14 protein-coding genes are annotated in these 23,694 nt (G+C 43.3%); 2 read left to right on the top strand and 12 right to left on the bottom strand.

Features of this window, described 5'->3' with window-relative positions:
• Positions 1–72: 72 nt before the first annotated feature.
• From D8S85_RS19260 to D8S85_RS19250, 3 genes are all read right to left on the bottom strand, one after another.
• Positions 73–5,526, bottom strand: a complete 5,454-nt coding sequence (locus D8S85_RS19260) for an alpha-2-macroglobulin family protein (RefSeq protein ID WP_106482150.1) — start codon at positions 5,524–5,526, stop codon at positions 73–75.
• A gap of 208 nt (positions 5,527–5,734) precedes the next feature.
• On the bottom strand, positions 5,735–6,637 hold the full coding sequence (locus D8S85_RS19255; protein ID WP_106482148.1) for a phosphodiester glycosidase family protein: 903 nt from the start codon (positions 6,635–6,637) through the stop codon (positions 5,735–5,737).
• Between the two features lie 2 nt (positions 6,638–6,639).
• On the bottom strand, positions 6,640–7,002 hold the full coding sequence (locus D8S85_RS19250) for a LytTR family DNA-binding domain-containing protein (protein ID WP_106482146.1): 363 nt from the start codon (positions 7,000–7,002) through the stop codon (positions 6,640–6,642).
• A 233-nt stretch (positions 7,003–7,235) separates the two neighbouring features.
• Here D8S85_RS19250 and D8S85_RS19245 point away from each other — a divergent pair, with 233 nt between their 5' ends.
• Positions 7,236–8,711 (top strand): glycoside hydrolase family 10 protein, encoded by a 1,476-nt coding sequence (locus D8S85_RS19245; RefSeq protein ID WP_106482143.1) that lies wholly within the window; start codon positions 7,236–7,238, stop codon positions 8,709–8,711.
• A gap of 149 nt (positions 8,712–8,860) precedes the next feature.
• Here D8S85_RS19245 and D8S85_RS19240 read toward each other — a convergent pair whose 3' ends face one another.
• The 8 genes from D8S85_RS19240 to D8S85_RS19205 all read right to left on the bottom strand — a co-directional run bounded on the left by D8S85_RS19240 (position 8,861) and on the right by D8S85_RS19205 (position 21,808).
• The gene (locus tag D8S85_RS19240; protein WP_106482141.1) at positions 8,861–10,018 is read right to left on the bottom strand and encodes a TlpA disulfide reductase family protein; all 1,158 of its coding nucleotides are present in this window, start codon (positions 10,016–10,018) and stop codon (positions 8,861–8,863) included.
• A gap of 21 nt (positions 10,019–10,039) precedes the next feature.
• Positions 10,040–11,227 (bottom strand): TlpA disulfide reductase family protein, encoded by a 1,188-nt coding sequence (locus D8S85_RS19235; RefSeq protein ID WP_106482139.1) that lies wholly within the window; start codon positions 11,225–11,227, stop codon positions 10,040–10,042.
• Between the two features lie 20 nt (positions 11,228–11,247).
• Complete coding sequence (locus D8S85_RS19230) at positions 11,248–12,846, bottom strand: RagB/SusD family nutrient uptake outer membrane protein (protein ID WP_158641649.1); 1,599 nt, start codon at positions 12,844–12,846, stop codon at positions 11,248–11,250.
• Between the two features lie 30 nt (positions 12,847–12,876).
• Positions 12,877–16,584: a SusC/RagA family TonB-linked outer membrane protein gene (locus tag D8S85_RS19225; RefSeq protein WP_106482135.1), complete on the bottom strand. Its 3,708-nt coding sequence runs from the start codon at positions 16,582–16,584 to the stop codon at positions 12,877–12,879.
• 100 nt (positions 16,585–16,684) lie between these two features.
• Positions 16,685–17,854, bottom strand: a complete 1,170-nt coding sequence (locus D8S85_RS19220) for a FecR family protein (RefSeq protein ID WP_106482133.1) — start codon at positions 17,852–17,854, stop codon at positions 16,685–16,687.
• Positions 17,855–17,968: 114 nt separating this feature from the next.
• Positions 17,969–18,526 (bottom strand): RNA polymerase sigma-70 factor, encoded by a 558-nt coding sequence (locus D8S85_RS19215; protein ID WP_106482131.1) that lies wholly within the window; start codon positions 18,524–18,526, stop codon positions 17,969–17,971.
• A 316-nt stretch (positions 18,527–18,842) separates the two neighbouring features.
• Positions 18,843–20,081, bottom strand: coding sequence for an ATP-binding protein (locus tag D8S85_RS19210; RefSeq protein ID WP_106482130.1), 1,239 nt, complete (start codon positions 20,079–20,081; stop codon positions 18,843–18,845).
• Between the two features lie 389 nt (positions 20,082–20,470).
• The gene (locus tag D8S85_RS19205; protein WP_106482128.1) at positions 20,471–21,808 is read right to left on the bottom strand and encodes an ATP-binding protein; all 1,338 of its coding nucleotides are present in this window, start codon (positions 21,806–21,808) and stop codon (positions 20,471–20,473) included.
• A gap of 266 nt (positions 21,809–22,074) precedes the next feature.
• On the opposite strand from D8S85_RS19205, the gene D8S85_RS19200 reads away from it, so the two are divergent.
• The gene (locus D8S85_RS19200) at positions 22,075–22,572 is read left to right on the top strand and encodes a hypothetical protein (protein ID WP_127075557.1); all 498 of its coding nucleotides are present in this window, start codon (positions 22,075–22,077) and stop codon (positions 22,570–22,572) included.
• A 79-nt stretch (positions 22,573–22,651) separates the two neighbouring features.
• On the opposite strand, the gene D8S85_RS19195 is transcribed toward D8S85_RS19200, so the two are convergent.
• Complete coding sequence (locus D8S85_RS19195; RefSeq protein ID WP_106482124.1) at positions 22,652–23,692, bottom strand: TlpA disulfide reductase family protein; 1,041 nt, start codon at positions 23,690–23,692, stop codon at positions 22,652–22,654.
• Positions 23,693–23,694: the final 2 nt, after the last annotated feature.

Below are 23,694 nucleotides of genomic sequence, written 5' to 3'. Positions count from 1 at the left end.
GAGGAAGACAAAAGAACCATAGTAGTAAGATGTTTCCTATTACTATGATGACTCCATATCTGAAATATTTTCTCATTGAACCACACTTGTTTTGCTGTTTGGTGTATTTGCTCGACAAGCCGGGTTATACATATCTTCACAAATGGTCGGTGGAAGAACAAATACACCGGTATAGGCAGCACGTAAGCGAACGGTAAAGCACTTGCTCTTTCCTGATTCTCCCGAGAAATACCAGCAGATACGATCATCTCGGACATCGATATATGTTGCTACAGCATCAGCATTACCGCCAACCAACCGTTCGTTCCAAATCTCCCAACCGGATGGTACAGTATAAGTAAGTGCCATAGATTGAGTATTATTAGCCTTCATATTCACTTTTATTTTTGCCAGAAATTCCTGCCCTTGTCGAAGCTTATCAATAGAGATTGCATTGCCAACCAAATCGGTATATTGGACATCAATCTCTACACCTTTTGCATCGGGTTTGACCACCTCAGTGGCATATGGTTTACGCTTCAGCATCAGTGAGAGTGATACCGCCTCTTCACCTTGATTTTCCACCTCGATAAATCCATTGGCAGGAGTCAAGTCGAATTGTTGTACACCCCGAAGATTGCGAATGATTTTTGTAGATTCGTCACCTTCTGTAATAGCAACCTGAGACGAGCTATTTCCAACCATATCACCCATACGGCTCATTGCAATGCAGACAAAGGCAACCTCTTGCGTTGATGAATAGATGGCAGAAAAGTTATTGGCAATATCTTGCGCGACCTCAAATGCCTTTACCTTATCACCTACCAACAACCAAGCTTCCAAGGCCATCGCCTCATCGCGTAATGTTGACCAAAAGGTTTCATACGTGCCATTGACAATAGGTGTTGCATCATACTTTTCGAGTAACTTGGTAGCAATATCGCTACGTCCTACTAAAGAATAGGTAGCAGCAAGACGCAAAAGAGCCTGTCGCGAAATGCTCTTCGACTCCCTAAACTTATTCATAGCTGCAGTTGGTTGTTCTCCGGCAAGAACAAGCGTGTATAGGCGGTATGCTTGCTTTAAGTCTTTTGCATGGGTGATCGTGTGACGGTAGCGACGGGCGGAAACATTTTGGTACTCTTTCCAACGGTCGTAACATTGTGTTGATACCGCAAATCCCTGTCGTCGAGCCTCGGTCAATACCTCTCCAACCATTGAAGTTACCCAATCATGCGCCTCATTATTACCCGGCCAGTAGGCAAATCCACCCGATGAGAGTTGTCGTGAGGTAATGGTTTTAAGTAATGAAGACAATGCCTTTTCCGCACACTTCTGTTCCTCCACTCCCAAGAACTTTCTTGCATAGAGCATGTATAAAGCTCTTGCTGAAAGTTGTTCTGTGCAATAGTGCGAATAATTCTCGACAAACGAGAATGCCCCTCCAAAGTCAATGGTCGGCATTGTGGCAAGCGTCAGTTGTGCCTCTCCACTCTTGAAATCAGAGCAGTCAAAACGATATTTTTCCCCACCTTCAAGCGTTACAGACTGCGACGCAATAACGTCTGGAAGTGGATTAGCAATATCAATGTAGATTGTTTCCATCGCATTTTGACCGCCACCAACAGCTGTTATCTCAATCTTTGCCTGACCACTACGGACATCATCACATACCAATTCAAAATTAACTAACTTTTCCGATGGCCGTGTGAATGTTACCTGTTTTGATTCCTCACCCACAACAGATAACGGACCCTCAACATTCATCGTAACTTGAACATCCTTTACACCTTCCTCTAGAGCAAAGAGATTGATTGGCACATTAATGCGGTTTCCACACGCCAATTGACGAGGCATTGTGGTAAGCAACATCAGTGGAGAACGCACAGTAACAGTTTTATCCGCATTACCATATGAACCATTCTTAGCCGCCACAATCATTACACGCACCGAGCCAACATACATCGGAAGTGTGATTTTATGTGTTTTTGTTCCTTTATTCAGCGTAAATGGACCGAGAAACTTAACCACCGGATTAAATCGCTTCTCTTTTCCTACAGCACGACGAAGTGCTTCATCACCACCAATGCTCAATATTGAAGTAAATTTACCGGCATAAGCACCGATAACATCCTCGTACATATCCCAAGTCTTCACACCCAATGCTTCGCACTCGTTCATCGCTGGCCAAGGTTGTGGCGTCTTGAATGCTGTAATATCGAGCAATCCTTCGTCTACAATTGCCAACGTATAACTCATAGGCTTATCATCTTGCTCTCGCACCTTAATCAAGAACTCCTGCTGTGGCAATATCTCGTCAGCCACCTCAATTACAGGATGGAGGATAGTGCGACGATCAACAACCTCTGCCCCCTCAACCCCATACATGCGTATCGGCAAATCATTTGCCGTTTGTGCGTGAGGTTGCAACAACGAAGCATGAATATAGAAGTTGGGAGCCATCTCTTTCGTTATCAAAATGCGATGTGCAGTTTCTTCCTTAGGAGATGTACGAACCCACTCGCGCGAGAGAACATGAGAACCATTTTCAATGGATAGTAAAACACGGCTATCTGCCGATTTAGGAAAATATACGGTAGCATACTCACCAACCTCGTAGTTACGTTTATCGAGTGAGAAGGATAACATCGTCGCAGCCGTTGGGTCGCTCTTAGCAGAATGCCCTCGCCAATCTAGCCTATCGATATACACAACACCTCCTGATGCATGCGTACTGATAGAATCTTTTACATAAATCAAATACTTCCCCCAAGATGGATAATCTACACGGAAAGTAATTTCACCTTTACCTTGCGTGGTCACCACTCTTCCTGATGCAACAACCTCGGCGGTTGTACTCTGAACATACTTATTCAAATCATTGGCCGAGCCTTCCCACCACCAACTCCAATTTAAATGGTAAATTTTGTAGGTGAGGTTGCGCTCAATGAAACGACCTTCTGCATCAAGAGTAATAACGGGGAAATGCAAATCACAATCAGTCTCAAATTCTCTGTCCTGAAGATTAACTCCAACATAACTTACATAAGGCGAATATCGCACGGAACGAGAAGTCAGACTCTCATCGCCACCAGCCTCCGCTACTCTTGCAATAAGATTCGCCTGCATCATACCCGGTGCATTTTCTGCAATAGGCAAAAAATAAGCATTTGAACACTTTCCCAACGAGTCGAGTTGACAAGAGAGGACATTTTGTTTCGAGTGAGAATTGGTGTAAAGCGGATTGCTAAACAAATAATCATTATATCGCTCGAACGGCTGAGGATTGTTATAAAATAACATTTCTACATTAACCTTTAAACCTGCAGCAACAGGACCTGTCAACCAATGTGCTTCAATACCAATATTTTCCGGTTTTCCGCTATACAACACCTCAGGCGAAGAGATATTTATTTTCAAACGATTGGGTTTGATAGTTTCAACTCTTACCGTATAATGAAATGTCTGTCCACCAACCTTGAAACAAGCATCCCAACTTCCGGTAGGTGCATCATCTGTGGTTGCTGTCTGGAAAACATAAATACCATCTACACTCTGCGTTAGAGTTTGTCTATCGTAGAGTTGTCCCTCCGGTGTATAGAGTTCCATTATCACAGGATGATTTTTGGGCAATGCCTTTTGTTTATCCTCCACAATAAGTGTCAAGTAAATATCATCGCCCGGACGCCAAACCCCACGCTCTCCATATACAAAGCCTTTTATACCTTGCGGAATATTCTTACCTCCAACGTCAAAGCAACTTGTAGAGAGTTCGTGACCACCATTGATTTTCAAATAGGTTTTAGACACGCCATTAGATGCCGTTACTACGAAAGGATTTCCATCGACTATGAAGTCGGCAAAGCCTTTTTCATCAGTATATGCCGAGCCAATTTCACGCATCTGGTAGTTATATGCAATTACACGAACTCCACTCATTGCATTTGCTGTCATCAAATTCGACACCGTACACCACAACTTATCGGAATCAGCACGCTTCACAATCAATCCGAGATCTGATGCCATCAGATTGTACTCGGGCATATGATCCATTGTCATATAGTAACTTTCTTTTGAGGGGTCATCACGTTCTCGCCAATTATAGTTATACCAATCATAGTCGGCTGGCATACGATTGATGTCGGCATATTTTTTATCCCACTCATCCCTGTCACTCCTTGTTAAGCCGGAATTTATATCAATTTCACCAATCTTCACCTTATCATATAGAGAGTAGGCTTTGCGAAATGATAGCCTGATATTATAAATAGCCCCACGCTCTTGACGAAACAAATTTTTTAAGTCTATTGAAAAATTCTGCCACTGATGAAGATTAAGTTTCTCATCTTTATCCAAACGAACGGTTTGCTTGTATATCAATCTACCAACTCGACGTAACCCATAGGTCGCATTTATCTCATTTTCCTGCAAAAATGTCAGCACATTATCGGTGTAAATCTTTATCACTTCAACATCCACTGCCACCAAGTTTACTGCACGAAAGGGGAAAGTGAGGTTGCTGCCATCAGGGAGAATTGTACCACTTATAGGAATTTCTATAGCTGGCGCAATGACCTTCTGTTCGAAATGCTGCTCGATATCGCCCTGCAGTGTTCTACCATCATTTGTTCGAATAAGTTCCGACACTCTTAACACAATATCGGTAAGACCGTTTACAGGATAATATACCTTAACATTAGTGCCTCGACGCTCGATACGAACAGCATCAACATCGTCAATCGTAATCAAACCATCCAATTCCTGTTCAGATGCAAGAGGTGCTGAAAACTCTAAGTTAATATAGGGCTGTACTGCCTCACATCGCTTGGCAGAGAGTAACTTGAACTCAGACAATCCCGGAATGACAACCGAAGAGGTAGCCATTGAAAACTCTCCTCTCGGGTTATATTTAATCTGCATTATAAAGTCATCAGATTTGCGTTTTATGCTTGTAATTGTAAACGCATAACACGACTTTTCGTCAGTTGTCCGTATGGCAGATTTTGCGTCGTTTACATTGCAATCAAGAAATGATGCATCGGTTGATTGTTCGCCCGGCTCGGAACTGAACAACATCTTACCTGTAACGATAACCTGCTCTACATTATCGGGATCAATGCTCACATGAAGGTCTGTCAACTGCGCTTCTCTTCGCTCAACAACAAAATAGAATGAGAAATCTTTTAACGAATCAATTCCGGTCAGACTTGATATTCCAACTCGACAGTTGTATTGCTCACCCAACTCTAACCCTCCTTGCTCAGGTATAAATTCAATAACCTTACCACCATTGACATAATGCGCTGATCCCTTGACAGAGGGAGTAAATCGAAACACATTATCAAGAGAGCGCAGGGTGTCAATATGCTCAAACAGTGTCTTCGTTGCTTCAATACGAATTGTAGCATCAATATCGATGCGTTCAGGAGAATAAGCAGCTACCCAACCGGCAGCCTCCTCAGGTGTCATAGTCTCTTTCGATTCGCAAGCAACAAAGCTCACCACAGCCAAAATTGCGATCCAGAATTTTTGTAAAGCAGTCTTCATTTTTATACTTGATTTAATTTGTTTATACACTTGTTCAAGTACAAATTTCTAAAAAAGAAATCGTACACTTGAAAAATGATTTCTCAACTGTACGAAATCATTTTTCAAGTGTACGAAATACAATTTACGGCATCATTTCATCATGCTGCTTTCTCGATAAATTCGTGGCATTTGAAGCAAAAGATATAATTCTCTTTTGTAAGAAGATTTATCGTTTTCTTCTCCATACAATATAATTAATGTTTTTGGGCATTTTATGACGTTCTGTATAATAGTCACTATCTCCAAATTCATGAGTTGTACCAGTTTCGTCAACCGCCCATCCGTATGCAGAAGAACCAACAAGATACACAGCTTGATTAACACCCAGATCAGCTAATACCTGTGCGAAATCATGAAATGATTCTATGCTACCTGTTTCCACCATAAAAATTTCACCTTGACGATCACATATCGCTCTCCTGACAGACTTTCCTTTTGGCTCGTTGTCGATTACCCGGCCATCTTTAACAAGCGGATACTGTCTGAAAAAATATCCACCACTCATGGTAGCCTCCTCAAAAAGGGAAGTATTATCAGCAACTCCAACTATTACCTTTCCAGCAATTGATGCACAGAAACCTTTCTTCGATAGTCCCCAAGATTTAGGTTCTCCATTTAGGACAAAGGCTCCTACAATACCACCATTATCTGCTCTAACATCTGCTGCTTGCGCTACGTATACAACACTTGTGTCTGTTTTATCCACCCGTCCAATATGCAATGACATTTCTGCATTGTGAGGAATGTAGATTTTAATGGGAATATCATTGATTAAAGTATCTCGAATCTCTACAAATCCGGCTGTCAATGAATCAACCTCTTTTCCAATCCATTGAGGTTTGACAGGTTGGGGAAATCTTACGGGTTCAAATAAGGCAGGTTCAGGCTGTTTTAATTCAACCTCTTCTACTTCCTTCTGCTTTTTACAAAGCAGAAGGATTGCACCAATTATAACAATACCTAAAACACAGAGGATAATAATCCATGCATTACGCAGCAAAGGATTCTTACTTCCTCCTTCGCCGACAATGCGAATTTGGTCATCTCGGATTTCCTTAAGCTCTTCCATAATTATTTTACCTCCTTTTCCAATAGCTCCTTCAACTGTTTTAACGCCTCTTTAGATGCAGTTACAGAATGATTAAATGATACCACATCTGATAGAGTCAACTTCTGTTTAGGAATGTTGATGTAGTAGACGTAGGAGCGGTTAATGATTAGACTTTTTCCAATACGAATGAAAATATTTCCTTCGTTGCCAAGTTGGGTTGAAATCATTTTTTCAATTTGTCCCAACTGATAAGAAAGCATACGCACCTCATTATCGGTTTGTACAAGCGTAGAATAGTTGCCGTCCGATGTAATATAGACGATTCTATCCGGTGCTACACGAACCAAATCAATAGAAGTGGATATGACCAATTGTTTCTTCATTCGAATGTTTTTCTAAACAAATATTTAGTAGATCATTTACAATAATCCCTAAAATTCAGTAACTTTAAAGAAAAGTCCCCACTTTTCAAATGAAACTTACAGACTTAAAGGATCTGGTCAAAGTTAACCAAATCCTCCCGATTATGCAAGAACACTTTGGTAAATCAATGTAACTAACGCACGTAAAGTTTATGAATTTATAACTATATTCGCGACATCATAAATCAACCGTCATGAAACATATTCGGCTACTCATTCCATTTTTGATCTTAAGCATAACCACCTTATCTGCACAAAAGTCTCCCAAACGAGAATTCCGCGGGGCATGGATTCAAACCGTTTTCCAAAGCGAATACGCTAAAATGACTCCGGAAGAGATGAAAGCGGATTTCATCCGTAAACTCGACCTGCTACAAAACTGTGGGATCAATGCCATCATTTTTCAAATACGTCCGGAAGCCGATGCGTGGTACTTGTCGGAGATTGAACCTTGGAGCCGTTTCTGTACGGGCAAACAAGGAGTTGCCCCCGATCCGCTATTCGATCCCATGGCTTTCTTGATCAAAGAGTGTCACCGCCGCAACATGGAGTTTCACGCTTGGCTGAACCCTTTCCGTGCCGGAACTTCCGGAACCTCCACGCTGGCAGAGACTCACGTGTATCACGAACATCCCGAATGGTTTGTCACCTACAACAAGCAGCTACTTTTCGATCCGGGAATCCCTGCTTGCCGGGAGTATATTTGCCGGGTCGTGGAAGATATTGTAAGCCGTTATGACGTGGATGCCATCCACATGGATGACTACTTTTACCCGTACCCCGTGAACGGAATACCCTTCCCCGATGACAACAGCTTCCGCACGTACGGGAAGGGATATACCCCAGACGAACGGGATAACTGGCGACGAGAAAATGTCAATACATTAATCCGGGAACTGAAACACACCATCGTAAAAACGAAAGCATGGGTACGTTTCGGGATCAGCCCCTTCGGTATTTACCGGAATAAAAAAAGTACGCCAGACGGTAGCGGCAGTAATACCAACGGGTTGCAAAATTACGACAACCTGTACGCGGACATCACATTATGGGCCAAAAAGAAATGGATTGACTACAATATTCCCCAGATATACTGGGAGATCGGTCATCCAGCCGCAGACTATATCACGCTGGCTAAATGGTGGGACAAAAATGCTCACGACATCCACCTGTATATCGGCCAAGACGTGGCTCGCACGATGAAAGCTTCCGACCTTACCCGAAAAATGGAACTCTCCCGTTCCTTGCACCACGTGAAAGGCAATTGCTTCTGGCCCGCGAATGAAATCGTATGGAACACCGATGGTATCGCTGACAGCCTTCAAGAACACTATCATAAAACCCCGGCACTTATTCCGGCCTATACCCACATGCACAACGGCCGTCCGAAGAAAATAGCCTCTCCCCGAGCTGAACGCACGGAAAAAGGCTACACGGTAAAATGGTTTGCCCGAGGAGATCGTAAAGATCCGCGGAATCCGCAATACTTTGTGATCTACCGCTTCTTGCCCGGACAAAAAATAGATCTGAACAATCCGGACAACATTGCAGCCATCACCCGTTACACGGAATGCTACATTCCAAACAAAAAACTCAAATGCCGCTACGTGATCACGGCTGTCGACCGCTTCCACAACGAATCGAAAGGGAAAAGGATAAAAGGAATGTAACTGTCTAACAAGTTTTATTCCTATCAACAAACTACCCCCTCCCACTCCTCCTTACACAGGGGAAGGGTTGATTACCAAGCGGTTTCCCCTCCTGTGCAAGGAGGGGTTAGGGGAGGTAGTCATTAAAAGACAGACTTGTTAGACACGCCCTACTTTCTCAATGCCTTCTCCACGACTTCCGACAGTTCCTTTTGCTCCATGTGTGCCCGCACCACAATCTTACCCTCTTTATCTACCACCACAAACATCGGGATGGCCAATACATGATACAATCCTCCCACTCGAGCTTTGCCCTTCACCGTTTCGTCAATCACCAGCGGCCACGGTAACTGCTCCTCATCCAAAGCTTTCTCCCACGAAGCCCGGTTAGCATCGATGCTTACTCCGATAATCTCTACACCTTTATCCTTGTACTCCTTGTAAAATTCCCGTACCCAAGAGAAAGAAGCACGGCACGGTCTGCACCAGCTTGCCCAAAAATCAATGACCACCACTTTGCCACGGAAATCAGACAGGCTCAAAGATGAACCATCCCGCCGTGCTAACGTGAACTCCGGTGCCGGACGTCCCGGTTCTATCCGTTGCCTTAACTCGATATTTTCCCGCACTTCTTTCACCAAGTCGCTCTCCCGCACCTCCTTGTCAAATTGTCCGAACACTTGTTCCAACTTCTCCAACGGCATATTATCGTTCATCATAAAATACAACCAGTAAGCAGCCGTTGCCACGGAGGGGTTTGCAGCCATAATCTTCAATTGCTCGTCCTTTATTCGCGCCCAATAAGCATCAAACTCTTTTCTATATCCCCAATAAAAAGTCGTATCTTGCAAGATATCCGGATCATCCAGCACTTTTTTTGCCAATTCTGCATATTTCTCAAACTCCGGCAATGCTTCCACCACTTTCCACTGTTTGCTTAATTCTTCATATACATCATGGTTTTTGGAACCTGTAATTGTCATACCCTTGACAACCAACTCCTCTTCCTCGCTCATCTCCACGTTATTCCAATCCCCTTTCATCTCTATCTTGCTATTCTCCAACGCCAATCTAACTTGAACCGCTTTTTTCCCTTCCGGAGCTATCGTCACCAAGGCAAATCCCACGCACGGGGTTTCGCCCTCGAACACGAATTTTCCATCCTTCATCTTCACCGTGTCGCTAATCAATAATTTTTCGTCAGAAAGCAAGGTCAAAATAGCGGTACCGTTTCCAGCATTTTTAAACACGCCTTTCAATACATATCCCGCTTGGCCGTTACAAGCGAACAACACACTCATTACTAACAATATCAAACATTTTTTCATCTCTATCTATTTTAAAATTAACTACTTTACTGTCTCCTTATCCATTAACAAACCATCCACCAACTTCTCCAACTCATACTCGATATAACCGCTCTTGACTATTTTCCCCTCGCGATCGATCAACACGAGATGCGGAATACCTGTCACGTCATACAAATCACTCGCCGCACGCTTTCCATTCGGGAGTTTTGCATCCCGTACATGCAACCACGGCAATTTTTCCGTATCCACGGCTTTTCCCCATGCTTTCACGTCATCATCCACGCTGACACCAAGAATTTCCACCCCTTTATCATGATACTTCTTGTAAAACTCCTTCGCCCAAGGGAAAAGAGCACGACACGGGCCACACCAACTCGCCCAGAAATCCACCAACACCACCTTACCGCGTAAATCGGCGAGCGAAAGCATCTGTCCGTCACGCTGGGCCAGCGAGAACACGGGAGCTACCCGTCCCGGTGCCAGACGCTGACGGGTTTCCAATTCCTTGCGTATGCCTGCTACGATCTCACTATTCCGCACCGTCTCGTCAAACTGCCCGAACACCCGCTCAAACTCTTCCAACTTCATGCCCCCGATCATGGGAGTCAAATACAAGGCTGCCGCTTCCGATGACGGATGTGCTGCCATGATTTCCAGCTGTTTCCCGAATACTAATTCTCGAAAACGATCCTCCAACTCCTGCAACGTATCCCCTTTTCGGATCACCTCATCCGTCATCTCCGTGTTTTCATCCAACGAAGCAAACCACTTTTCCAATCGTTCATAATCCTTGAACTCCGGCAATCTCCGAGTGGAAAAATACACCTCGTCCAGCAGATTGCATACCTCGGTATTCTTACCTCCCGTGACTTTCATATCCCGGATAAATGTGCCGCCCATGGCATTCCGTTCCAGATTGGCCCAATCGCCTTGCAACACAATCGGGCTGTTCTCCAACACGATGAGCATATCCAACACCTCTTTCCCTTCCGGTGCCACCTGCAAGGAGCATGTCGCCACGAAAGGTGTTTTACCCTCGAAACAGAATTTTCCCCCACTCATTTTGGCTGTATCTGCTATCACCGATGTGCCCGCGTGGTCGGTCACGGAGATCACCGCATACCCATTTCCTGCATTTTTCAGGTCTCCTTTTAGCACATAGCCGTCCTTAGGTGTGCCGCAAGCCATAAACAGGCTTGCAAGCACAACAAACATACTTGTTTTCATCCGATAAATTCTATTATTTATTATTCCCAACCTCCATTCTGTTCCCAACCCATAGTAGCCGCCTCAAAGGTATAGAAAGGCAATGCCCAACGCGGATCGTCCGGGGCGATTTCCAATTGCTTGCGTGTACTCAAATCGGAAGGATCAGTCAATATCTCGCGGCGGATATAAATCCCGGCATTCTCAGCTCCGTTCAAACGTTTGACATCATAGAATCGCCAGAAAGCCCCCATCTCGCGCAAACGCTCGTCGAGCACCTCCTGCACGCTACCGGTAACACCCGCCTCGGCCGAGGCGTCATCCATAAAACGGGTGCAACGCAACGTTTTCAATGTTTCGGCCGCCATTCCCGTCTTCCCGCTTCGAGCCTCACACTCCGTCTTGATCAAGTACATCTCCGCTGTTGTCATACCGATAAGCGAATTACCGGCAAAACGCGAATAACTGTATAAATTCCAAGGTTTCAGATGCTGCCAATTTTCATAACTGATATAATCCTCCGAAGTATCCGGATCCATATTAATAAGCTTTCCATAAGTCATCTGAAGAGGCGTGCAAGAACTATAGAAATATATCCAGCGGGCATCGTTCTCCCGATCCCAAAGGTTGTAAAAAAACTCTGAAATCGGACAAGTACCACCCATTCCTTCCCAAGATACATTGGGCAAATACAACTCCTCGTATTTTGCTACCGCCTCGGTATCCATGTCTTCCAGTGCAAACATCGAACTGATCTCGATAACATCTGCAACCTCCCCCTCTTCATCCAACACGTTAATCCACCACCACGCTTCCAACTCGTAGTCGGGATCATTCTTAAAATCCACCAGTGTACCGTGCGCTTTCAACGCTTCCGTTGCATTCGACAAGGCCAACTCGTAATCTCCCCGGTACAGGGCCACCCGTGCCCGGAACGCCTGCACGGTCGGAACCGTCGGACGGTAATTATGAGCCTGGTCGAACGTCGTGCGCCCCGCTTTAATCAAAGCCTCTTCCGCCAATCTCAAATCCTCGTAAATACGCTCCAGCGTATAGCCTACCGTTTCACGCTTAGGAATCTCTCCTGCCGAAGTATTATCCCGGTAACCGATGCCCGGTTTATCCTCCCCCCACAAGCAATACTGTGTCAACAACATAAAATGGTAATAGGCCCTCCCGAAACGGGCTTCGCCTTCCACTTGGTTGCGGACAGCTTCCGTTGTCTGAACCACTTTATCCAGATATTCCAACACCGTGTTGAAACGATAGATCCGTTCCCAAGCCGGGGTCCAGGTCCACATCATCCAAGATGCTGTCATCAATGTTTCACCCTGCCAACAATATGACGGGTACGTCATCGGTTCGCCTGACTGCAGCCCGTACACGTAAAACTCCGGGGTCATTTCCACCGCATCTGTCAACGGAAGAAATTCCGTCAGGTAAGCGGTACCGGAAATTCCTTCCCCGTTTATCACATTTGAAAATAAATAAAGATCCGTACTACCGGTCAACCCGTAGAGTTGATCCATGTGATATATATAAGCGCTACCCGACTTGTCCGTAGTCTCATCCAAGAAATCACTGCATGAGCCCAGAACCAAGGCTGCCAGCAAAAATACTATCGTGTATATTTTTCTCATCTCTTTTACTGTTTTATCCATTCATACTCGTTACCAATTCTTGAAACCGAGTTTCAATCCAAATGTGAAAACAGGCATCGGTTTCAAACTTCCAAGCGGATAATTCGGATCCATTTTTCCGTTTGCACTCCAAATCAACCCCAAGTTGCTCGCTTGTGCGTACACGTTGATACGGCTGAACACACCTTGTTTCGCCAACAGGCTTTGTGGCAAGTCATACCCGAGGAATATCTCGTTCAAACGGATATGATCACCCTTTATGAAATTATTCCTGAAATACATGGCAGCCATAGCTGTACCCGAAGCCGCGTAGCCCTCCACAAACCCGGCTTTATTATCATCGTTATAAAGCGGCAACTCGGAATAAGAGGTCTGGTTGGCATACCCTTCGTCATACACTTCAAAAGCCCGGTCCAAACGTTTGGAATAAGCCGCAAGGTTATTCGTATTTAATGAAAAACTATCATAATAATCCGTCATCACGTAATAACCGAACTGTCCCGTAAGCATGAAAGAAAAGGTCACCCCTTTCCACGTGAACATATTGCTGAAACTCAACGTGCTCTTCGGTTCTGTTGTCCCCAAATAGTAAGCCCAATTATTATCGTCAGCCGTTTGACCATCCTGGGGAGTCACAAAATCCATCACATGCCCGGAATAATAATCCATAATCGTTTCCAGGGAACCGTCTTTCCCTTCCAACATCACGTACCCTTCCGGAGAATATCCCGCCGGCTTCAAAACAGAGTAAGAACCGATCGGACGCCCCTCCACGTAAGAATTACCAACCGCCATATAAGGCCCCGTGTAACCGAATTTCTTCAACTCATTGTGGTTGTAGGAATAATTTAGTGTCCCATTCCAACTCAAATCCCCCACTACCGGCAAATTCGAACTGATCGAAAACTCTACACCTCGATTCACGATCTCCGCGTTGTTCAATTTCATACTTTCCACGCCCTGAGAAATCACCGGTACGGTCGTATTCGCCAGCACATCGTATGAGAACTTGTTATAAAACTCCACGCTACCACTCAATTTATGTCCGAAGAAGGCCACGTCCGCACCGATATTTAACGTCCGAGACTTTTCCCAGGTCAAGGTATTATTCCCGCGTTCCGCTATCTTGTTGAAAGACTCTCCCCCGGAATAAATCAAGCTACCCGGATGTACCTCTACTGTCGTCACGCTAGAGGTTCCCGACTTGCCTGCAGCAATCCCCGCTAAACCGTACGATACGCGCAATTTCAACTGGTCGACCCAAGTCTCCTGTTCCATGAACTGTTCGTTCGAGATCAACCAACTGGCACCGAACGACCAGAAGGGAGAAAATTTGTCGCGCACACTTTCCGCTTGGAAATTAGAAGCATCTGTACGGAAACTAACTGTCACCGAATAGCGATTGTCATAAGTGTAAGCCGCATTCGCATACACCGAGAAGAAACGGTCTTCCAGCGTCGAAAGGCTTCCCAATTTTTCGAAAGGCATATACGAAGATACCCCAAAAATATTCTCTTTTCTTGTCACATAGTCCAACTCTGTCAGTACGGAGTTCGTATACTTGTTATACCCGTAACGTGTCACTTTGGGGTCACTCTCGGTCGTGGCAGAAATCACCTCCGTACCAAACAATGCATTGAACGCGTGTTTATCTTTCTCGTAGTTGTAATCGACCTGCCCGCGCAAATTATAAGCCTCGTAGGTGTGTCCCTTGTTCGAGAATACGCCCCCTGTCGGGAAATAAGAAATATACCGACCCACTTCGTTCAATGTTGAATAGGTGTTATACAAGTCCCTCACGTAGAAGGATTCCGGATCGTAGGACACGTGCTCGTTATACCGCCGTTGCTCGTACTGGCCTTTAGCACTCACGTTCAATCCCCAGTCCGTACGGTACTCGAAACCACCTTGTATCCTGTAATTCATCGTCTTCGAATAATTATCCGTGTAATCCCGGTCTGTAACAGGATTATACGTCCAGTCTGCCGGAGTCTTTCCGGCATAATAGTCCCCCGACATTAACAGAGGCTCGTACACCGTCTGCGAGGTCGATATATGCGTAAAGTTTCCTTCATCATCCTTCAAGCGAGTCCACGGGCTAAGCCATCCCCGCACGCTTTCAATACTCGTACCATTGTTTTCCTCTCTGCTAAACATGGTATTCACCGCCAACTCGAATGACAAATTTCTCGTCAACCGGGCATTGCTCGAAAGGTTCAGCAACAAACGCCGACTACCGTTCTCCTGCAGGTAACTATCCTCGTCATCATAAGAAGCCGAAAAAGCGTAATTCAACTTTTCAGCCGCTCCCCGTAACGACACGTTGTACTGCTGACGCACCATACGCTGAAAAATATATTCGTTCAAATCATCTTTCCACGCCCCACGGTTTCCCCGTTCGATAAGTTCCCGTTTTTTAGCCTCGTACTCCTCCGCGGTAAGATTCCTTCTATTATCCCGCTCGTACAGCATGCTGTATGGAGCCGACATATAAAACCGCCGTGCGCTGGCTCTCAAGTAAGGGTCATTACTGGTAAGATTAATCGGTTTATACTTATGCACCAACTCCTCAAAACGGAACTGGTTCTCCGCCGATGCCATGTTAAACAAATAGTCCAAATCCGCCCGAGAACTCACCGACCAGTAAGCATCGGCCGAAATATCCAACCTGCTTTTCGACTTGCCCCTCTTCGTGGTAATCACAATCACCCCGTTTGCCGCACGCGCCCCGTAAATGGAAGTCGCAGCCGCATCCTTCAACACTGTCACCGACTCCACATCGTTCGGGTTAATGGATGAAAACGGATCGCTCTCAAGCATATAACCACTGATAGGGAAACCATCCACCACGATCAACGGATCGTTGTCCGCCTTCCAATTAGCTCCTCCCATACTGACTTGCGATATAGTACCTTGTCCCCGGATGGCAAAACGAACTTGCCCATCCACCGGTGCGCTCACCACCGTCAATCCCGGTACCAACCCTACCAACGCTTGCGCGAGATTGGAGGTCGGCTTCCGTCCCAATGTCTCTGCATCCACGATCGAGTAAGCACCCGTGGCACGCTCCTTGGAAATCGTCTGATAACCGGTCACCACCACATCGCCTAGATTCTCGCTATCCTCCTCCAGCACAACTTTAATAAACTCCTTACCGGACACCGGAATCTCCTGCTTTTTCATTCCCACGAACGAGAAAACAAGCACATGCGTTCCCTGCTCCGGTAATTTGATTTGAAAACGTCCAATAGAATCCGCCACGACTCCCGACGTCGTTCCCTTCAACACGACCGTCGTTCCCGGCAGTGGAGTTCCCTGTTTATCAAGCACAACACCCTTAACAATTCGCTCCGCCACTTGTTTCTGCGGCAGAACAGTTTTCTTCCATATCACGATGGTCTTCTCTTCAATAGAATACTTCAGCCCGGTACCTTTCAAGCAACTATTTAAAATATCTTCAATCGTAGCATCTTTAAACATAACATCCTTATTCACAATCCCTTCTAAATCCGCATCACTGTACACGAAACTGAACTCCGTGTGCAATTTGATCTCGTTAATAATTTGTTTAATCGACGCACTTTCAAATTCCATACTCATCCGTACCTGCTGGGAATAAACCCCGGCATGCACTTGTAGTGCGAATAAAACCGATAAAATAAACGTCGCCTTCATCATTAGAATTAACTTCATTAATTTTCTATGCCTATCCACGTAGGCATAACACTTTTTTTTCATAACTTTGTAATTAAGATTCGACAATCATTCAATTCCTGTTTGCAGCAGGATTGAAAAAGTTTGACAAGGGGCAGTGTTTGCAGCACTGCTCTTTGTTTTTTTATTTCACTATAATCGTATTCTTATTAATTTCAAATTTCACTTTCCCGGTTCGTTCAACAAACTTCAGCACCTGAGCAATATCCTCATGTTTTTTGATGTTCAACGAATAAGGAATCTCTTTCAACTCATTATTCGAGTAGAACACGTCAAACGAGTACCAGCGGCCTAATTCTTCCAGTATAAATTCCAAGGGTTTGTTATCAAATACCAAGCGACCATCCTTCCAACCGACATACTGTTCTACATCCACCTCAGCCACGGTTAACCGATCATTCCCTCGATTAAAATCAGCCTGTTGCCCGGGAGATAACTCCACTTGTTTTCCTCCCGCCTCCACGTTCACCCGTCCCTGCACCAAAGTGGTCAACACGTTCTCCTCCCCCGTGTAAGCCCGAACTCCGAACGAAGTTCCCAACACCCGCACCTCGACTTGTTTCACCTCAACAATAAAAGGCTGTTTCTCGTTACGCCGCACATCAAAATATCCCTCTCCTTCCAAATACACTTTCCGATTCTTCCCTTTGAATTGTTTCGGGAATCTTAACTCCGACTCGGCATTCAAATAAACTGTGGTTCCGTCGGCCAATACCAATGTATATTCTCCTCCGCGAGGGACACGCAAGGTGTGATATATCTCGCAGGAGTCTTGCATCCCCCCGGAACCCATTTCTGTATAATTCAGCGTATCTCCGCTATTCTTCACACCCTTTTCCAACGCCCGATTTGCTTCTTGACCTAACCACACTTTCGTTCCATCCGGCAACACCAACTCGGCCATGGATACACCAGGAACAATCCGAGGAGAAGTTTCTACAAGTTCCATTTCCCGAGTGGAATCCCATGAAAGATACACGATTCCACCTACCAGCAAAGGCAAAATAAACAAAGCAGCATAACGCATCCATGACATTTTCCGAGAACGCCGTTTCTTCCGCACCGTCCGGTTTAAAATTTGGTTCCATTCCAATTCCTGCTGCTCAGGAGTCTTCACGAAACGACGAATCCCTCTCTCCAATTTCTCCTTGGAAACCACGTTCCGGAACAACTCCTCATGCTCCACTCGCTCGTCTCGCCAGCGTTTTAGCTCGTCCATCTCCTCCTCGCTCAACTCACCTTTCACGTAGCGAACGACCATTTGTTTTATCCGATCATTATTCTGAATCTCCATGTTCTGATGTTCATTTTATACTAAAGCACGCAAACCTTCATTTGGTGTAATACAAAAACCAATTATTTTTGAAATTTACGGCAAAACAATTTCCTTTCCCCTTTTTCGGAGTACTCAAGAAATCCAAGCAAGTATAGAAAGAACATTTTTCAACCGCTCCCTCATGTAATGATTAGCATTGTTCTTATGCTTTTTGACCGTGTTAACCGATATATTCAACGTTTGTGCGATCTCTTCATGGCTTTTCCCGTCAAGACTCATCTGGTAGACTTCTTTACACGCCGGGGGTAATTCATTGAATACATCCGATAGGGTCTGGAAAATCTCTGATTCCAGAATCCGATCCAAAAATGATTCGGAATCCTCCCCCTCCGTAACCACCCGCTTGGCATACTTATCCTCCACCTGTTGGTGGCGCATCAAATTGAGACAATCATTCCGCACAGCTTTATACAGATAAGCTTTCACGGCATATTCCCCCCGGAAATCCGCCCTTTTCTCCCACAAATCGACAAAAGCATCCTGCACGACATCATCAATCATCGTGTCCTCGTTCAAGTACTTCGCGGCAAAATAACGTAATGCAACCGCATACCTATCGTACAAGACACGAAACGCCCTCTCCCCTCCGCGAGCAAATTCCTGGATTATATCTACATCTCTTGTATCCAAATTAACACCATTTTCTAGTGCAAAGATACAATAAAATATCTTCTATGTTTCCTTATCTAACCACACACATCTACCATTCTTTCATATTACCCTTACAATTCGCTTTTTTCTGAAATTCCTTTCCTCTCAAGCCAGTTGCAACTATTCGATTATCTTCATCCAGTACAATCACCCGTGGAACTCCTCAAATACCGTACAATTTCGCAGCAGCACATTCTCCGCCCAACAGTACATAGTCGTGTACAACTTTTGTAAAAAACTGATTATTAGTTCAACTATTATAGAATCTCTACATCTTAGCTATGATTAAATATTCTTACCCCAGAAGGTAATCAAAGACATTCATCATGATAATACCGTTTGCCGTCGTATGTGTTGGAATATCATCAGTTGTGATAATTATTTTTGTAAAAGAGTCGTTCGTTAGAGTAAGGGAACGTTGTTCTTGCTTTTGTTTATCTTCGTCCGGCAACGAATAGGCGGATTGTATGTATACTCTTTCACTGCCTCTATTACAAACAAAATCAATCTCAAGTGTGATTCTAACAGTTTTACCTTCATCATCTTTCTGATAAAATGTAACACACCCCACATCCACTTTATAACCATGACCTATCAGATGATTGTATATGATATTCTCCATGATGTGAGTTGGTTCCACTTGCCGAAAATTAAGAAGTGCATTACGTAATCCCAAGTCTGCAAAATAGTATTTGTAAGGTGTATCGATATATTTCTTTCCTTTGATGTCATAACGAACTGCTTTGTTTATGAGAAAAGAATCAATAAAGTAATCTATATAAGTCTTTATTGTATTGTGGCCTATTTTTACCTTCTTCTCACTGACGAATGTATTTGCAAGCTTATTGGGATTGGTCAATGTTCCGATATTAGATGCCAAAAGACAGAACAACTCTTCCAATTCTGCATCATTTTTCACACTGTTGCGGTTGATTATATCACTTAAATATGTCTCTTTAAGCAGTTCTTGAAGCACTTCAGCTTTTCGTGCTTTATCATTCTCAAGGACAACCATTGGTAGACCACCATAGTAAATGTAATCGCGCCACAATGAAGAGGTATCTTCGTCTGAGACCTCTTTTATTTCTTTAAAAGATAATGGTTGAAGATGGATTTGAACTCCACGTCCTCTGAACTCAGTAACGATATCTGAAGACAGAAATTTTGCATTGCTTCCTGTTACGTATACATCAAGATTTTCTATATGTAGAAAACCATTAAGGACATCTACGAAATCCTCCAACATCTGAACTTCATCAATCATCACATAATACATTTGAGAATCTTGATTAGTCAGGTTTTCAACATATTCATATAGAGTTTCAGCCTTGCGATATTTCCTATGTGCAAAAGAATCAAGCTGTAACTCTATAATATGATTAACATCAACACCATTTGTCAAAAGGTGTTGTTTATAAAGGTTGAATAGCAAATACGATTTGCCTACTCGTCGTAACCCAGTAACAATCTTAATCAAGTGATTGTGTTTACTGCTTATCAACTTATTGATATAATGCTCTCTTTCGAACCTCATATAAGTACAATTTTTGTGTATTTACACAGTTTTCGTCTACGAAGATAGCGCTTTTAATTATAAAACAAGCAATAATCTTGAAAAACACACTTATTCAAATCTGTTCAAAACAATTTTAATCAATTGTTTATGCTTGATGACACGCTAATATCCATAAAACAAAAAGGCTCACCAAGTGTCAATGCTTGGAGAGCCTCTGAAGACAATTTTTGTGTATTTACACAGTTTTCGTCAATAGCAGACAAGGCAAACTACCATTCTCCTAACGCAACCAAAATCTCACTATTGGCATCATCCACCACTGATGAATCAAGTGTAGACCGTAAATGAGAATGGCCTTTTCAGAATCGTGACCAAGAGCATCGCTTATCACACTTATACAATGTTTATCATGACATACCATCCAAAATTTTATCCAAGACACCCACATAATAATACGGAATATTAAGCAACCTAAATACTTTGCCCGTACCAGACTCTTTTACTTCGTCCACACTCATTCGACCACTCCAAACCCTGATCGCTAAATCGTGTGGAGCGTCAGACATAAAAATATGAAGCGAACGAAGATGGGCGTTCGTTCCAGTTTTCACTTCAACAGGTAGCACATAAGGCTGTCGTTTCCATACAAAATCAACTTCAGCCATTGAATTCCTTTTATTACCAACCCAATAATAACGCCGTTCGGATACTTTTGTCGTATGTGCCAACAATTCCTGAGCCACAATATGCTCTGCCACATACCCCCGATAGGCATCCGAAATATCTGAAACAGAGAACACTTCCTCTCGAACTTCAGCCTTATAATTCATCAATCCGGTATCCAACCAAATTAATTTAGGCCGACGACTCAATTGTGCCTCCAGAGGCAGTCGATTATTCAACGTGGGATAAACCAATTCTAATAACATCGCTTTCTGAATCGTACGAAATGCCTCGCCGACTTCTCTCGAACGATATTCCGATCCACCGAACCGTTCAAAAGTAATTGTTTCTCCTCCCTTTTGCCATCCAACTTCCAGTATATGTCTCATTATTTTAGTTTGCGTGTCATTCGGAGAATATTTTTCCACATCATCGCTATATGAAGTTATTAAACTATCATAAACAGTATCGAGTGAAAGTAAATCCCTTGTTTGAGCATACATTTTAATTGCCTCAGGCATCCCTCCCACAATACAATATTTGCGGAACTCATACATTAGCCGATCATGAATTGCATCTGCTTTCAAGTTTTCAATAGCTTGTCTATCAAAATCTTCACCTATTCCATTCAAATATTCCAAAAAAGAACAAGGATGTAATGCCATATATTCCACACGCCCCACCGGAAAAGATATTTTCCGATCGATAACATTTTCTAATAAAGAACCAGCCGCAATAACGTATATATCAGGTCGTTTTTCATAGAAATAACGAAGCATAGCCACCGCCTCTGGCGAATTTTGTATCTCATCAATAAAAAGCAAAACGGCCCCCTCAACAGGACTCTTCTTCAAATAAAAAAAGATTGCTTCAATCAACCTATGAATCTCCCGGTACTGAATAAATAACTGACGATCCTCTTCCTCATCCAAATTCAACTTTAGAAAACAATCAAAACCCGTGGCAAAACTTTCCACCAAAGTAGTCTTTCCTACTTGTCTCGCCCCACGTAAAATCAGAGGTTTTCTCATAGGATTCTTTTTCCATGTTTCCAAATAAGCCAGTGCATACCGATATATCATAAATTCATTGTTTTAAAATAAGTTACGGCACAAAGATAAATACATTTGTAACAAAACCAAACCAAATAACATCAATATTTGTAATAAATCCAAACCAAAAATTGAATTTTCGTGTAATAAATCCAAACCAAAACATCCCTTTTGTTTTCATCATGAGAATAAACCTTTTCATTTTCGTTTTGTCTTAGAATCAGAAACATTTCAATACAAGCATGGAATTCTCCATATAGATACCATGTAATTATAAACGATTAAAGAATAAAAACATGAAAACAGTAACCCTGATCATTTCGTCATTATTCATTTTAATGACGGTAAGTTTAAGCGCACAACAACACGGCCCACAACATCGCGGCCAAAGAGGTCCCAGAAACCCCGAAGAAATGGTAAAAAGACAGGTTGAACAAATGAAAACTGAATTGAAGCTCAACGAGCAACAAGAAAAACAGGTGAAAGATTTGTTTACCAAAAACTTCCAACAGAGAGACGAACTCATGAAAAAATATCAAGGACAACGAGATTCCGTGATGGTCAACATGAAAAAAATGGAAGAGCAGCAAAACCTTTCTCTGAAGAAAATCTTAACGGAAGAACAATATAAAACTTACTTGACCAATCAGGAAAAGAGAAAACAAGAAATGGAGAAACACCGGAAAGAAATGATGGACAGACGTGGCGGCCCAAGAGGTGGACACGGCGACCCGGCCACTATAAACGAAAATCACGAATGCTCCGGATGCGGAGGCTGTGACAAACACAAATAAACTCATATATCGATCAAATCATAAAGCCGAATCTTTTTCTACTAATAAAGAATGATTCGGCTTTATTCATGGATTAAATTCACTGCTCTCCTAATTTTTGCTCCAAAATTTTCTGCACCTCTTCAGGTTTCGGATTCACGGCTAAAATTTTCCCATCCCTATCGACCACAAACACTCCGCCTCCGGCATTTCCTAACATATACCGAGTCCATATTTGATAACCATCATCCAATTCAACTAGTTGCAACCAAGGATAGCCATCCTGCTTTATCGCCTGTTTCATGCGATCTGTATTCTTAAATTCCCGTGCTACACCAACAATTTTAAAGCCGCGATCTTTATACTTTTCGTAAAGCGGGATCATCGCTTTGGCCTTTGCCCTACAAGGCATGCACCAAGAAGCCCACAAATCAATAATAGCAACTTTCCCTTTTATAACATCCGAAAGTTTCACCTTACATCCTTCAAGATCGGGAGCCTCAAAGTCGACATAATGTCCCCCAGGTCTGATATTATGGAAACCATCAACTAACATTCTCCCCAAACGAGTATAGTCGCTAAAAACAAATTTCTCTGCCAAAACATGATAAGCACGCTCTAATTCTTCATCTAATTCAGACTGATACGTTTGTCTCCGCTGTAATTCTTCTATCACTAGAAAAAGATACAACTCATCCCATTGTCCCTCACAGAATTTATGCATAAAAGAGTATTGTTTCCAACCTATTTCCTGCCGTTGCAATTCCCGGTATTTTTGATATCTCTCATTAAATTTTCCCCCTTTCACCGTGTAATTCTTATCTACATTCACTGTAATATCCACTTCCCCGTCTTCCGCAATGAAAGGAACAGTATACCATTTCCATGGTTTTCGGGTTACAAATATCAATTTATACCCTTTCGCATGTGGTAATTCCAACACATCTTCAAAACAATGATCCTTCACAACAACTTTTGTTCCATGATAACGGGAATCCAATGTGGCATCTACCAAAAGTACATCCTCCACTTCCATTCCAACTAACTTGCCATGAACAACACAACGCACTTTATTCTCATCCGCAAGAACAACATTCCCTAAGAATAAGAACAAAATCAACCATCTTAAACAATTCGTCATAT

Origin of the sequence: Butyricimonas faecalis (genome assembly GCF_003991565.1) — a bacterium.
Taxonomy (GTDB): Bacteria; Bacteroidota; Bacteroidia; order Bacteroidales; family Marinifilaceae; genus Butyricimonas; species Butyricimonas faecalis.
This window is presented reverse-complemented; position numbering and strand designations above follow the sequence as displayed.

Bases quoted from the DNA above. Each gene is read 5' to 3' on its own strand.
- D8S85_RS19240 (WP_106482141.1), bottom strand. From the start codon at position 10,018: ATGAAAAAATGTTTGATATTGTTAGTAATGAGTGTGTTGTTCGCTTGT.
- D8S85_RS19260 (WP_106482150.1), bottom strand. From the start codon at position 5,526: ATGAAGACTGCTTTACAAAAATTCTGGATCGCAATTTTGGCTGTGGTG.
- D8S85_RS19225 (WP_106482135.1), bottom strand. From the start codon at position 16,584: ATGAAAAAAAAGTGTTATGCCTACGTGGATAGGCATAGAAAATTAATG.
- D8S85_RS19205 (WP_106482128.1), bottom strand. From the start codon at position 21,808: ATGATATATCGGTATGCACTGGCTTATTTGGAAACATGGAAAAAGAAT.
- D8S85_RS19210 (WP_106482130.1), bottom strand. From the start codon at position 20,081: ATGAGGTTCGAAAGAGAGCATTATATCAATAAGTTGATAAGCAGTAAA.
- D8S85_RS19230 (WP_158641649.1), bottom strand. From the start codon at position 12,846: ATGAGAAAAATATACACGATAGTATTTTTGCTGGCAGCCTTGGTTCTG.
- D8S85_RS19255 (WP_106482148.1), bottom strand. From the start codon at position 6,637: ATGGAAGAGCTTAAGGAAATCCGAGATGACCAAATTCGCATTGTCGGC.
- D8S85_RS19195 (WP_106482124.1), bottom strand. From the start codon at position 23,692: ATGACGAATTGTTTAAGATGGTTGATTTTGTTCTTATTCTTAGGGAAT.
- D8S85_RS19245 (WP_106482143.1), top strand. From the start codon at position 7,236: ATGAAACATATTCGGCTACTCATTCCATTTTTGATCTTAAGCATAACC.
- D8S85_RS19250 (WP_106482146.1), bottom strand. From the start codon at position 7,002: ATGAAGAAACAATTGGTCATATCCACTTCTATTGATTTGGTTCGTGTA.
- D8S85_RS19220 (WP_106482133.1), bottom strand. From the start codon at position 17,854: ATGGAGATTCAGAATAATGATCGGATAAAACAAATGGTCGTTCGCTAC.
- D8S85_RS19200 (WP_127075557.1), top strand. From the start codon at position 22,075: ATGAAAACAGTAACCCTGATCATTTCGTCATTATTCATTTTAATGACG.
- D8S85_RS19235 (WP_106482139.1), bottom strand. From the start codon at position 11,227: ATGAAAACAAGTATGTTTGTTGTGCTTGCAAGCCTGTTTATGGCTTGC.